Genomic DNA, 13355 nt, shown 5'->3' with positions numbered 1-13355 from the left:
GATAAACGCTGAAGGCATCTAAGCGTGAAGCCCCCCTCAAGATGAGATGTCCCATCCGAAAGGAGTAAGACCCCTTGAAGACGACGAGGTAGATAGGGCAGAGGTGGAAGTGCAGCAATATATGGAGCTGACTGCTACTAATCGGTCGAGGGCTTGACCTAAAGCTTAGGAAGCGGCGAGGGAAGTCTGGAACAGACGGGAATGCCTGCATTCCTGGATGAGGAAGACGGACCGAAGTCATTTGCGAAGCAAAGGACACGAAATAAGCCGTAGGATTATGAGTGACCGGTTGCTAAGCGGACGGGGCCAATACCTAAGTAAAACGGCAAAAGTTGGATATAAACAGTTTTACATGTGTGGTTTTGAGGGTACAGACCTTCTTAATAAGAATAGGGGATTAGTTCAATGGTAGAGCACCGGTCTCCAAAACCGTCGATGGGGGTTCGAATCCCTCATCCCCTGTGAAAAGCCTAGTTTTTACTAGGCTTTTCTTAATTTATAGGAGTTCTGTTCATAAAATTTGAATAATATTTATGGAATGCGGCGGTAAAATAATTTCTCTATTGTCTGAAAAACTTCCCAAATCTTTTTTCTGAATTTTGACCTCTTCATGATTAATGTCATTATAGGATTCTGTGCTTTCTCCCATAAGACAAAAGTGTTTTACATTTCCTTTAGCACCCGCTATATCCAGCTGGAGAGATTGGAAATTTAAAGGATTTTTATTTACAGCGGCTACAGCGATTCCAGGTTTGTCCGACCATTTTGATACTAAAATATCTAAAGCGGAAATATCCAGATTTTCTTTTGCTTTGTTCTGGACTGTTATGAAAGGCATATTTTCTGACCAGGTATTTAAGACTATATCCCCCATATAATTTACATATAAGTCGAATACATGATAGGTACTTCTAAGGACAATACCTTCTGGATACGTAAAGATACAGCCTCTGGTGTTTACGGCAGGAGCATAATTGGCCATTCCTACAATATCACAGTTTCTGTTTAATTCATTAAGGAAACAGGCAGTAAATATGGCATCGGCCATGGTATATTTTGTGTTGTCATCATTCTTATCTCTTGGATAGAGATATTCTTCTTTTGTGATACCCTGCTGTATTGTATGAACATTGGGGTGATACCAGCCGCGAAGATTCCATTCGTCAAAGGCAATTTTTATTTTTTTTTCCAAATTCATTGCAGTGAGTAGACCTCGCATCTTTTCTATAGAATGACCGATTCTGTGGGTATAGGCCATTGTTTGCTCATAGTCTGCATAATCATTTGTTTGATTGATAGGATCCCAGTATTGATGAATAGATATCCAGTCTAGAAAATCACCGGCTTCCGTGAGTAGATGGATGTTCCAGTCTAGATCAGTAAGAGCGGCAGCGGACAATTGAGTAAGAGGATCTACGTGCTTGATCATTTTTACAGATTCTTTTACCAGTCTGCTCCATTCTTTGGAATCTTTTGCCCCGATTTCCCAAAAACCATAATTTTCATTTCCTATGCTCCAGTACTTTACTTTGTGCGGGCTAGGAAAACCGTTTTCTATTCGCCATTTCGCATATTTTCCCTCCGTTTCCAGATTGCAGTATTCCACCCAGTCACTCATTTCTTCTGCTGTACCAGTTCCAGCATTGGTACAGATATAAGGCTCACAGTTTATTTTTCGACAGAGCATAATATATTCGTCCGTTCCAAAGGTACTTGGGTCTTCTACCCTCCAGGCTTTGTCAAAAAAGGGCATTCTTTTGGAGCCTACGGCATCTTTCCAGTGATAAGAAGACACAAAACATCCTCCTGGCCAGCGCAGGATTGGGATTTTGATTTTTTTAAGAGCATCTATAACATCTGTACGGAAGCCGTCTTCATCAGAAAGAGGAGAGTTAGGATCATATATACCACCGTAAATCTGTCTGTGAAAATGTTCTATAAAATGTCCGTAAATAAGAGGGCTTCGGTGGCCTATGATATGTTTGATATTTCCATGTAAAAGCATTGGCAGATACCTCTGTTTTGCTATTTATAAATTAATAGTAGATATTGGGAGGAAACTTGTCAACGGAAACTTGATTATGCTTAAAAATCCTGGAACGAAAAGCAGAATAAAAGGTCTCAAGTATTTGTTATAAGCATAGGAATATTAAGGGTTCCTATGCTTATTTCTTTAACAAGAAAATATAAAAGATATTACAGTCTGTAACGAATATCTTAAATATTATGAAGTTCATGAAATCCCAGGAAAAAGCAGATTTTACATGTTATAATACCTTTACAATTTCATTTTTTTACATAAAAGACTTTAACAGAAGACGGAATAGATATAAAAAGAATAGTCAGGAGTTTTCGTTAATGGATGAGAAAATACAGAGGGCTATGGAGCAGATTGTAGAAGAAACCTTAAAGGACCAGCCGCAGTGGGAAGATGCCTATAATAAGCAGACAGAAAAGAACGGAGAGACAGAAACAGAAGCGGAGCCAGAGGAGAAAAGAATAGAGGAGAGCAGAAGAAAAGGAGGCTGGGAAGGAAAAGAGATTTTAAGACAGCTAAAGAGAAAATATACAGAGTTGTTTAAAAAGAAAAAATGGGATAAGAAAAAGCTGTATGCAGGTGCAGCCGTTGCGGCAGGCACTCTGGCAGTGATCTATCTCTGCGGTGTCTGGTACTACAGCGGCAGACTTTTGGATGGAACAAAGATTGGAACACTGGACTGTGGAAATATGACTGTGGAAGAGGCGGAGAAGGCCATTAAAGAGCAGGTGGAAAATTATTCTATTGAGGTTATTTTTAAGGATAACCAGGAGCTGATCCGGGGAAAGGATATCGGCTACACATACCAGTCAGAAAACGTGCCCCGGACGGTCCTTGAAAAACAGAATGCCATTTTCTGGGTGAAGGGACTTTTTATAGGAGAAGACCATCCGGTAGCTTATGGAGCTGCTTTTGATGAAAACAAGCTGCGAGAAAAGCTGTTGTCTTTTGACAGCATGAAAAAGGAGCATATGGTACCGGCAAAAGATGCTTATATTGCTTTTGAAGATAATCAATTTGTTATAAAGAAAGAGACCCCAGGTACAGTGATAGATGAAAATCTGTTTTTGGAAAAGGTGAAAACTGCTATAGAAAAAGGAGAAGATAGCATTTCTGCGGAAGAGGAAGGCGTCTATGCTGTGCCGGCTGTGAAACAGGATAACGAAAATCTGAAGAAACAGCAGGAGGTCTGGAACAGCTGTGCGGCAGTGACGGTGACCTATCTTTTCGGAGATAAGCAGGAAGTTTTAGACGGAATGCGTGTAAAAGACTGGTTTACTTATGATGAGGCCGGAAATTATGTGGAAAATCCAGATGGACTGATGGCAAATATTCAGGAATATACGGCAGAACTGGCGGCGAAATACAATACAGTAGGAAAGAACAGAGTGATAAAAAGTACGGCTACCGGGGAAAACGTAACTGTTGAAGGGGGAAATTACGGCTTCAGCATTGACCAGGAAGGAGAGAGCTTCCAGCTTCTGTACGACATTCAGAATCATGTCAATACCCAAAGGGAACCGGTCTATGCGCAGAAAGGCGTTGTTTATGGCGAGAATGATGTAGGAAATACATATGTTGAGGTGGATCTGACGGAGCAGCATCTCTGGTATTATAAAGATGGGAATCTGCTGATGGATTCAGATTTTGTATCAGGAACCTATTACAATTATGAGCGGAGAACCCCAGGAGGAACCTATTATCTTAAGTATAAGCAGAGGGACCAGGTGCTTCGCCCGGCCCCAAATCCTGATGGAAGCTATGATTATGAATCTCCTGTGGACTATTGGATGCCCTTCAACGGAGGAATCGGTTTCCATGACGCAGACTGGAGATGGAGCTTTGGGGGAAATATTTATTTATACGGCGGCTCCCATGGCTGTATTAATCTTCCCGTTTCTTTTGCAGGAGGATTCTATGAGAGTCTGGAGGCAGGATGTCCCATTGTCTGCTTTTACAGATAATTTACTTGCAACGGGAAATTTACTGTAGTATAATGAAACAAGAGACGGAGACAAGAACAGAGGCTGTGAAGACAGCTTTATGGTCTTGTCTTTTTCCGTAAATCCCAGTATGCTGCAGTACATAATTTTATAATGTTTTGGTGAAAAAGTGATGAGGCAGCAGACTGGAGGTTAATTTATCTACACAGCAAAGGAAAGACAGAAATGAACCATAAAATGTTAGAGGTCTTTGAGGACTGTCCGGTGATCGCGGCTGTCAAAGATGAAGAAGGACTGAAAAAGTGTCTGGAATCGGAGATTCCCATTGTATTTGTTTTATATGGGGATATATGCAGTATCAGTGGAATTGTATCAAGACTGAAAAAAGCAGGAAAGATAGTAATCGTTCATCTGGATTTGCTCACAGGATTAAGCAGCAAAGAGATTGCCGTAACTTATCTGAAATCAGTTACTCATGCTGACGGGCTCATTTCCACGAAACCCGGAATTATAAAGAAGGCAAAAGAAGAAGGCATGTTTGCGATCATGAGATTTTTTGTGATTGATTCCATTGCTTATGAGAGTATCAGAAAGCAGACAGAATCTGTCCGTCCAGATATGATCGAGATACTTCCGGGACTGATGCCTAAAGTAATCCGGCATATTTGCCGGGACAGCATAGTGCCGGTCATTGCCGGAGGCCTGATCACAGACAGAGAGGATATTATGGGAGCTCTGGGCGCCGGAGCAATTTCCATATCTACCACAAATCAGAAAGTATGGTTTATGTAAAAAAGAATATTTTACGCAGGAGAACTGAGACAGTGCGGATACAGGTGAAGAACTCACCGGTATTTGTGCTGTCTTTTTTCATTTAGATGAAAGGAGAAGCAGATATGTATGATGTAGTGATCATCGGCGCGGGAGTAACTGGAAGCGCCGTGGCAAGAGAATTATCCAGATACCAGTTAAAGGTTCTGGTGCTGGAAAGGGAGGAGGACGTATGCTGTGGCACATCCAAGGCCAACAGCGCCATTGTTCATGCCGGCTTTGATGCAGAGCCAGGGTCTATGAAGGCGATTATGAATGTAAGGGGAAACAAAATGATGAAGGCCTTGTCTGAAGAATTGGATTTCCCATACAAGCAGAATGGATCCCTGGTACTTTGTTTCCAGGAAGGGGATATGCCAAAGCTGGAAGAACTGAAAGCAAGAGGAGAGAAAAATGGAGTAGAAGGTCTGGAAATCGTTACAGGAGAGAGAATCTGGGAAATAGAACCCAATCTTTCCCGGGAGGTAAAAGCCATGCTTTATGCTCCTACAGGCGGAATTGTATGTCCCTTTAAGCTGACTATTGCTATGGCAGAAAACGCCAATGTAAACGGAGTGGAATTTTCTTTTGATACTCAGGTGAAAGACATAGAATCTATGGAGGGCGGCTACAGGATCACTACGGAAAAGGGAGTATTTGACACAAAATGTGTAGTCAATGCAGCAGGAGTTTACGCAGATGTATGGAACAACAGGGTCAGTGCCAGAAAGCTTTCCATTACTCCCAGAAAAGGAGAGTATTGTCTTCTGGATAAAAAGGCAGGTAACTTTGTGTCTCATACAGTCTTTCAGCTTCCTACAAAGATGGGAAAGGGCGTGCTGATCACACCTACTGTACATGGAAACCTTCTGGTAGGCCCTACAGCAGAGGATATTGAAGATAAAGAAGGAGTAAACACTACGGCCCAGGGACTGGATAAGGTGGCGGCCCAGGCCAGGCTTAGTGCAGGGGAAGTGCCGCTCAGAATGGTGATCACTTCTTTTGCCGGGCTCAGGGCTACAGAGAAAGGTGAAGATTTTGTTCTTGGAGAAGCCCAGGATGCTCCCGGATTCTTTAATGCGGCAGGAATTGAATCTCCAGGGCTTTCCAGCGCTCCGGCTATAGGAGAATACCTGGCAGAAATGATCGCAGAGAAACTCCAGGCAGAAAAAAAGGAAAACTTTATTTCCAGAAGAGAGGATATTCCCTGTGTTGCAGAGTCTACTCCTGAGGAAATACGAGAGCTTATCGCTAAAGATCCAGCTTATGGAAATGTAATCTGCCGGTGTGAAACGGTTACAGAAGGAGAAATTCTGAATGCTATCCGCAGACCTCTGGGAGCCAGGTCTCTGGATGGCGTGAAGCGGCGGACCAGAGCAGGAATGGGAAGGTGTCAGGCAGGATTCTGTTCACCCAGGACTATGGAGATTTTAGCCAGAGAGCTGAAGGTATCTCCTCTGGCCCTGACAAAGGCAGGAGGAAATTCAAATCTGCTTACAGGTGAAAGGTAGAAAAGATAGGGGAAAGGGACATAGATATGAAGAATACATACGATTTGATCATAGTAGGCGGCGGCCCGGCAGGACTGGCCGCAGGCATCCAGGCGAAAAAAGCCGGTGTAAAGGACATTATGATACTGGAGAGAGACCATGAACTGGGCGGCATTCTGAATCAGTGTATCCACAATGGATTCGGCCTTCATACCTTTAAAGAAGAGCTGACAGGACCGGAATATGCTCAGAGATATATCGACCAGGCTATGGAGCTTTCTATTCCATACAGGTTGAATACTATGGTGCTGGATATTTCTCTGGAAGGACGGGAAAAAGTGGTTACCATTATGAATAGAGAGGAAGGTCTTGTATTTCTCCGGGCTAAAGCAGTGATCCTGGCTATGGGATGCAGAGAACGGCCAAGAGGAGCCCTGAATATTCCCGGATACCGTCCGGCAGGAATCTATACTGCAGGAACCGCCCAGAGGCTGGTAAATATGGAAGGATATATGCCCGGCAGGGAAGTTGTGATCCTGGGATCCGGAGATATTGGTCTGATCATGGCCAGAAGAATGACTCTGGAAGGGGCTAAGGTAAAGGTAGTGGCGGAGCTCATGCCTTATTCTGGCGGTCTTCAGAGAAATATTGTCCAGTGTCTGGAGGATTTTCAGATCCCTTTGAAGCTCAGCCATACTGTGGTAGATATCCAGGGAAAGGAAAGAGTAACAGGAATTACCATCGCTCAAGTTGATGAAAACAGGAAGCCCATTCCGGGAACAGAAGAATTCTATTCCTGCGATACCCTCTTGCTGTCCTGCGGACTCATTCCGGAAAATGAGCTGTCCTCTAAGCTGGGGGCTCAGCTTTCTCCTATTACTTCAGGGCCGGTAGTAAATGAAAGTCTGGAGACCAGTGTGGAAGGAGTGTTTGCCTGCGGAAATGTACTCCATGTACATGACCTGGTGGATTATGTATCTGAAGAGGCAGGAAGAGCTGGTATCCATGCAGCAGAGTATATCTGTAACTGGGGTAAGGACCAGGAAAGAGAAAAGGAAGAGCCGGTAATCAGGATTCAGACAGAAGGAGGTATCCGTTACAGTGTTCCACAGCTTATCAGGCCGGAACATATGGAGGAGACAGTCACTCTCCGCTTTCGGGTAGGAAGTGTTTTTAAAGATGTTTATGTCAGCGTATACCGGGGAGAGGAAAGGATACTGCATAAGAAAAAGAAAAAAATGGCTCCTGGGGAGATGGAACAGCTGGTGCTGAAAAAATCGGATTTGACAGCAGCAGAAGGATTGGATAAAATTGTGGTGAAAGTGGAGGAAGCGTGATGACAGAGACGAGAGAACTGATCTGTATTAACTGTCCCTTAGGCTGTGGACTGACAGTAACGATGAAGGACGGAGAGGTTGTAAAAGTAGAGGGAAATACCTGCCCAAAAGGGGAGGCTTACGGAAAGAAAGAGGTAACGAATCCTACAAGGATTGTGACTTCCACAGTGAGAGTCTCAGGAGGTCTTATGCCGGTGGTTTCTGTAAAAACAGCTTCTGACATACCGAAAGAAAAGATTATGGACTGTGCCAGAGTTTTGAAGGATGTGAAGGTCCAGGCACCGGTTGCCATAGGAGATGTGGTGCTGGAGAATATATGCGGCACAGGTGTTTCCATTATCGCTACAAAAAATGTTTCAGCCGCCTGAGAAATCAGACGAAACATACTCAGAAAGTACCGGCAGATTTCGGACAATGGCAGGACTGGGAATATGAAAAGGAGAGACTATGCAGGATATAACAGGGAAGAACAGTGACGGACTGAAAGAAAAGACCCTTTACCTTCTGGATATGGACGGAACAATATACAATGAAAACGAAATCTTTGAAGGAACCCTTGATTTTCTGGATGAAATCCGCCGAAGAGGAGGAGAATATATTTTTATTACCAATAATTCTTCCAAGTCAGCGGCAGATTACGTGGAAAAGGTAAGGGCTATGGGAATCCAGGCTGACTATGAAAATTTCTATACCTCCAGCCAGGCTACTGCCATGTATATAAAGGAAAATTATCCGGGACAGAGAGTATATTGTATGGGAACCCGTTCCCTGGTGGAAGAACTCCGCCGGGAAGGGATTGATGTGGTCACAGAGGTGGATGACAGAGCCTCTATTGTTCTTATAGGCTTTGATACGGAGAATACCTCGGAAAAAATCCGCAATACCTGTATTATGCTTGGAAAAGATGTGGTTTATCTTGCCACTAACCCGGATCTGGTATGTCCCGTGAGTTTCGGATATATTCCGGACTGCGGCTCCATGAGCATTATGCTGAAAAACGCTACAGGCAAGGAGCCGTTCTTTATTGGAAAACCAGAGCCCATTATGGTAGACTGTGTATTGAAGAAATTTAAGAAAAGGCCAGTAGAAGCTGTTATTGTTGGAGATCGGCTGTATACGGATATTAAGACGGGAGCCAGGGCGGGAGTAGATACCATCTGTGTTCTTTCCGGAGAGGCTTCTATGGAAGACATCCGCCAGGGAGAAGTAAAGCCGGATTATATTTTCCAAAGCGTAAAGGAAATATATGAAGGACTGACAGAAGATAAGGACGGAAGAGAGTTATGAGATATGAAAACGTTGAGACGGGAATTTTTATAAAACGCCCAAACCGTTTTATTGCCCATGTGGAAATTCAGGGAAAAGAAGAAATCTGTCATGTGAAAAATACAGGAAGATGCCGGGAATTATTGATTCCCGGCACCACTGTTTTTGTGAGCAGAAGCAGTAATACTGCCAGAAAGACCAAGTATGATCTGATTGCTGTGAAAAAAGGAGAGCGCCTGATCAATATGGATTCCCAGGCACCTAACAGGGCGGTGGAAGAGTGGCTCCTTAAAGGAGAACTTTTCGGAGAAGGCGCTGTGGTGAAAAGGGAGACTGTATACGGAAAATCCAGATTTGATTTCTATATTGAGTCGGGAGAGCGGAAGATTTTTATGGAGGTCAAGGGAGTGACTCTGGAGGAAGAGGGAGTAGTGCGTTTTCCAGATGCGCCTACAGAAAGGGGCGTAAAGCATATCCATGAACTGTGTCAGTGTATAAAGGATGGCTATGAGGCATATATTATGTTTGTCATTCAGATGGAGAAGGTAAAATATTTTGAACCCAACGACGAGACTCATCCGGAATTTGGTCAGGCTCTTCGAAAAGCAGAACAGGAAGGTGTCAACATCCTGGCTTATGACTGTCATGTAAGAAAAGACTTGATTAATTTGTCAAAACCTGTTAGGGTTTTACTAGTATAAAATAATCAGGAGTTGGTATGTTAGAAGAAATCGTAGAGCCTTTGCTTTCCTGGTACCAGGAAAATAAAAGAGAGCTGCCCTGGAGGGCAGACCCTACACCCTATCATGTGTGGGTTTCAGAAATTATGCTCCAGCAGACCAGGGTAGAGGCAGTGAAGGGATATTATGCCAGATTTCTGGAGGCCCTTCCCCGAATCGAGGACCTGGCCCGGTGCCCCCAGGAAAAACTTCTAAAACTGTGGGAAGGTCTGGGATACTACAACCGGGTAAAGAATATGCAGAAAGCTGCTCTTGAAATTGTGGAGCAGTATAGCGGAGAGATACCGGAAGACTATGAGAAGATCCTGGGACTGCCGGGAATCGGCAGCTATACGGCAGGCGCCATCGCTTCTATTGCATATAAGATTCCAAAGCCTGCAGTAGATGGAAATGTGCTCAGGGTCATTGCCAGGATCACAGAGGAGCCGGAGGACATTTTAAAACAGAGGACCAGAAAAAAGATCGAGGACATGCTGGAGAAGATCATGCCTGCCCAATGCCCAGGGGAATTTAATCAAAGCCTGATGGAGCTTGGGGCTACAGTCTGTGTCCCTAACGGACCGGCCCGATGCCAGTCATGTCCGGTGAATGAGTTTTGTCTTGCCAAAGCCCATGAAAAAGTGGTAGAATACCCCCGGAAAGCACCAAAAAAAGCCAGGCGGATAGAAGAAAAAACCGTGCTGATCCTTCAGAACGGACAAGAATATGCCATTCATAAAAGACCGGCAGGAGGACTTCTGGGAGGACTCTATGAGCTGCCGAATCTGGAGGGTTACCATTCCAGAGAAGAAATTCTTGCTTATGTGGAAAGCCTGGGACTTATCCCCCTTCATATTTCCGGTGCGGGAGAGGCAAAACATATCTTTTCCCATGTGGAGTGGAGGATGAAGGGCTATTTTATCAAAGTAGCCTCTACAGAGGAGAAAAAGATTGGGGAACTGATTTTTGCGGATAAAAAAGAATCCAGGGGAAGATATCCTATTCCTTCCGCATTTTCAGCCTACAGAAAGTATATTGAGGAGGACTTTTAGATGAAATTGTTATCGGTTACAGTACCTTGCTATAATTCACAGGCGTATATGAGAAACTGTGTGGATTCCCTTTTAGAAGGCGGAGATCTGGTGGAGATTCTCATTGTGGATGACGGCTCACAGGACGATACAGGGAAGATCGCCGATGAGTATGCCGCTAAATACCCCAATATTGTCAGAGCGATTCACCAGGAAAACGGAGGACACGGTGAAGCGGTAAATACGGGGATCAAAAATGCCACCGGGCTTTACTTCAAAGTGGTGGATAGTGATGACTGGGTTAATGCTGAAGCCTACCATGCAATCCTGGATAAGCTTCAGGAGATTGCCGGAGGTCCCCAGGTACTGGATATGATGATCAGCAATTTTGTCTATGAAAAGCAGGGAGCAAAAAGAAAGAAAATCATGCGGTATACCAAGTATATGCCGGAGGGAAAAATCTTTACCTGGAAAGAGATGGGAAGGATGCCTCTGGGAAAATATATACTTATGCATTCTGTAATCTACCGTACCGGACTTTTAAGAGAATGCGGCCTGGTACTGCCAAAACATACATTTTATGTAGACAATCTTTTTGTCTACCAGCCTCTGCCCAATGTACGGACCATGTACTATATGGACGTGAACTTCTACCGCTATTTTATCGGCAGAGAAGATCAGTCTGTCCATGAAGATGTGATGATACGGCGGATTGACCAGCAGATTCGGGTAAATAAGCTGATGATCGATGCCATTGCAGGGAAGAAAAATATAGGAAAAAATATCCGCAGATATATGCTCAGATATTTGGAAATCATTACAACAGTTTCTTCTATTATGCTTATTCGTTCAGGAACTGAGGAAAACCTGGAGAAGAAAAATGAACTTTGGAAGTATCTGAAAAGTGCGGATATCCGTATTTACAGAAAGCTGCGTATGGGAATCCTGGGAAGAGGTGTGAACCTTCCCGGAGGAGGCGGAAGAAATATTTGTGTGGCGATTTATAAGCTGGCACAGAAATTTTATGGATTTAATTAAAAGCAGAAATTAAAAAGGCGGACGAAAAATATCCCGGAGTCTTAACTGGTATACATGAGACTTCCGGGATATTTTTTAAAAATAATATATTCACATTAAGCTCTGACTCTGGCAGGCTGTTTTTCCTGAACTGCCTTTGGCTTGTAAAGAAGCTGGTAACAGAAAACATTTAAAACAATAGCGCCAACTACATCCAGCAGTGTATGCTGTTTCAGGAATATGGTGGATAAAACGATCAGCGTTCCCAGGATGCCTGCGGCTATGGGAACAAGTCTTTTAAAACGGAACCCTTTGTGCCGGAAAATAGCAATACAGCAGGCCACAGTGTTAAAAACGTGGATACTGGGAAATATATTGGTAGGAGTATCTATTTTGTATAAATACCGGACCATTTCTATAAATATGCTGTCCCCTGAAAGAGAAGGGCGCAGTTCCTGTCCATTTGGAAAAATCAGAGAAATGATAATGAACAGAGTCATACCTATACCCAGGGACAGAACAAGCTGCCAGTATTCTTTTTTATTCTTATTGATAAAGGCAAAATAAAATACTGTGGCTGCAATAAAAATGAACCATAAAAAATAAGGTACTATAAAATACTCACAAAATGGAATATAATCATCTATCTTCATGTGGATAATATGATGGCGTACAGAACGCTGCTCCACATACTGAAAAGCCAGCAAATATAGAATTCCATATGCGGGGATTGCCAGAGTATGTCGGTACTTTTTCAGAAAATTCATAAGTTCACCTCACACATCTAAATCTGAACCCATTATAGCACAGTAGATTTCTGATAACAATGGAATTTACACTAGTTTAATATTTTAAACAGAATGTTTATGAGAAGGAACAAAACCGTCAAAAATGATGGAATCAAATTTGCTCCGGTACTTTTCCAGAACCGCCTGAGAACGTACTGTCCAGGCAAAAGTCGGGGTTCGCCATAGGCATTTGTTTAACATAAAGCTTACGTTCTGGGTATCTGTATAGCGGTATGCGATAAAGTCTGGTCTGCCTAAAAAATTCAGCAGCAGGTATTTTACGAGGAAAGAGAGCAGAAATCCTGCTTCTGTCACGGGCTTTGTCAGATTGGCAGATAGCTGTCCCCGGACAACCTCTTTTCTATGCTTTTTATACCATCTTAAAGCCAGTGGATTAAAAGACTCTATACAATATTTTCCCTGATAATTCTGTAATAATTCATCTGCCGCCTGACAGGTATATGTACGCAGAGTAGGCAGTTTGATTTCAATCAGAAGAGGAACTTTGCCCTTTACCAGCTTCAGAACATCCTTAAACAGAGGAATTTTTTCGTCTGTATCAAAGAGCGTGTATTTCTGCAGCTGTTCATAAGTCATTTCGCACACAGGAAGGTCAATGCCGCACATCCTGGTAAGGGTGTGATCGTGAAAGACTACCAGCTGATTATCCTTTGTAAGCTGGATATCCATTTCAATGCCGTATCCGTGTTCTATAGCTTTTGCAAAGGCAGCCATAGAATTTTCAGGGATGGACTGATCTTTGGAAAACAGCCCTCTGTGGGCAAAAAGATGATGAATGAAGTCCTGAGCCTCTTTCTTTCTGGTCAGCCGCGGCATGATACAGTAGAAATAGAGACAAAAAAGTACAAGTAAGACAATTGGAATAATAAAAAGTATCTTCATATGTTTCCTCCTG

The 13355-nt window shown here is 43.3% G+C and carries 12 protein-coding genes, 1 tRNA gene and 1 rRNA gene; 11 read left to right on the top strand and 3 right to left on the bottom strand.

The features are described from left to right. Positions 1-161, top strand: a 23S ribosomal RNA gene (locus B5G33_RS06855); the annotation flags it as partial. Between the two features lie 230 nt (positions 162-391). Next, a tRNA-Trp gene (locus tag B5G33_RS06850) sits at positions 392-462 on the top strand. A gap of 49 nt (positions 463-511) precedes the next feature. Here the strand turns inward: B5G33_RS06850 and B5G33_RS06845 are convergent. After that, positions 512-1606, bottom strand: coding sequence for an alpha-L-arabinofuranosidase C-terminal domain-containing protein (locus B5G33_RS06845; protein WP_242974567.1), 1095 nt, complete (start codon positions 1604-1606; stop codon positions 512-514). Between the two features lie 752 nt (positions 1607-2358). Here B5G33_RS06845 and B5G33_RS06840 point away from each other — a divergent pair. The 9 genes from B5G33_RS06840 (at position 2359) to B5G33_RS06800 (ending at position 11672) form a co-directional block, all read left to right on the top strand. Then, complete coding sequence (locus B5G33_RS06840; protein ID WP_242974560.1) at positions 2359-4002, top strand: L,D-transpeptidase family protein; 1644 nt, start codon at positions 2359-2361, stop codon at positions 4000-4002. A gap of 204 nt (positions 4003-4206) precedes the next feature. Next, complete coding sequence (locus tag B5G33_RS06835) at positions 4207-4773, top strand: glycerol-3-phosphate responsive antiterminator (protein WP_087274770.1); 567 nt, start codon at positions 4207-4209, stop codon at positions 4771-4773. 104 nt (positions 4774-4877) lie between these two features. After that, positions 4878-6302 carry an NAD(P)/FAD-dependent oxidoreductase gene (locus tag B5G33_RS06830; RefSeq protein ID WP_087417136.1) on the top strand — a complete coding sequence of 475 codons (1425 nt, stop codon included), beginning with the start codon at positions 4878-4880 and terminating at the stop codon, positions 6300-6302. A gap of 26 nt (positions 6303-6328) precedes the next feature. Beyond that, positions 6329-7618 (top strand): NAD(P)/FAD-dependent oxidoreductase, encoded by a 1290-nt coding sequence (locus tag B5G33_RS06825; protein ID WP_087274772.1) that lies wholly within the window; start codon positions 6329-6331, stop codon positions 7616-7618. Continuing rightward, on the top strand, positions 7618-7986 hold the full coding sequence (locus B5G33_RS06820; RefSeq protein WP_087417135.1) for a DUF1667 domain-containing protein: 369 nt from the start codon (positions 7618-7620) through the stop codon (positions 7984-7986). Before B5G33_RS06825 ends, B5G33_RS06820 begins: the two co-directional genes overlap by 1 nt. Positions 7987-8065: 79 nt before the next feature. Then, on the top strand, positions 8066-8905 hold the full coding sequence (locus B5G33_RS06815) for an HAD-IIA family hydrolase (protein ID WP_087274774.1): 840 nt from the start codon (positions 8066-8068) through the stop codon (positions 8903-8905). Beyond that, positions 8902-9585 carry a DNA/RNA nuclease SfsA gene (sfsA, locus tag B5G33_RS06810; protein WP_087274775.1) on the top strand — a complete coding sequence of 228 codons (684 nt, stop codon included), beginning with the start codon at positions 8902-8904 and terminating at the stop codon, positions 9583-9585. Before B5G33_RS06815 ends, sfsA begins: the two co-directional genes overlap by 4 nt. Before the next feature lie 17 nt (positions 9586-9602). Next, positions 9603-10655, top strand: coding sequence for an A/G-specific adenine glycosylase (gene mutY / locus B5G33_RS06805; RefSeq protein ID WP_087417134.1), 1053 nt, complete (start codon positions 9603-9605; stop codon positions 10653-10655). Then, entirely contained in the window at positions 10656-11672 is a 1017-nt protein-coding gene (locus B5G33_RS06800) for a glycosyltransferase family 2 protein (protein ID WP_087417133.1), read from the top strand. It begins immediately after the preceding gene. Positions 11673-11767: 95 nt separating this feature from the next. On the opposite strand, the gene B5G33_RS06795 is transcribed toward B5G33_RS06800, so the two are convergent. Both B5G33_RS06795 and B5G33_RS06790 read right to left on the bottom strand, forming a co-directional pair. Beyond that, on the bottom strand, positions 11768-12418 hold the full coding sequence (locus B5G33_RS06795; protein WP_087417132.1) for a phosphatase PAP2 family protein: 651 nt from the start codon (positions 12416-12418) through the stop codon (positions 11768-11770). Between the two features lie 84 nt (positions 12419-12502). Next, a complete protein-coding gene (locus B5G33_RS06790; protein WP_087274779.1) occupies positions 12503-13342 on the bottom strand; it encodes a glycerophosphodiester phosphodiesterase family protein in 840 nt (279 codons plus the stop codon). Between the last annotated feature and the right edge of the window lie 13 nt (positions 13343-13355).

The sequence above is a fragment of the Blautia sp. An81 genome, from assembly GCF_002161285.1.
Lineage (GTDB): Bacteria > Bacillota > Clostridia > Lachnospirales > Lachnospiraceae > Blautia > Blautia ornithocaccae.
The sequence above is the reverse complement of the archived record's forward strand: the minus strand, read 5'-3'. Positions and strand labels throughout refer to the sequence as shown.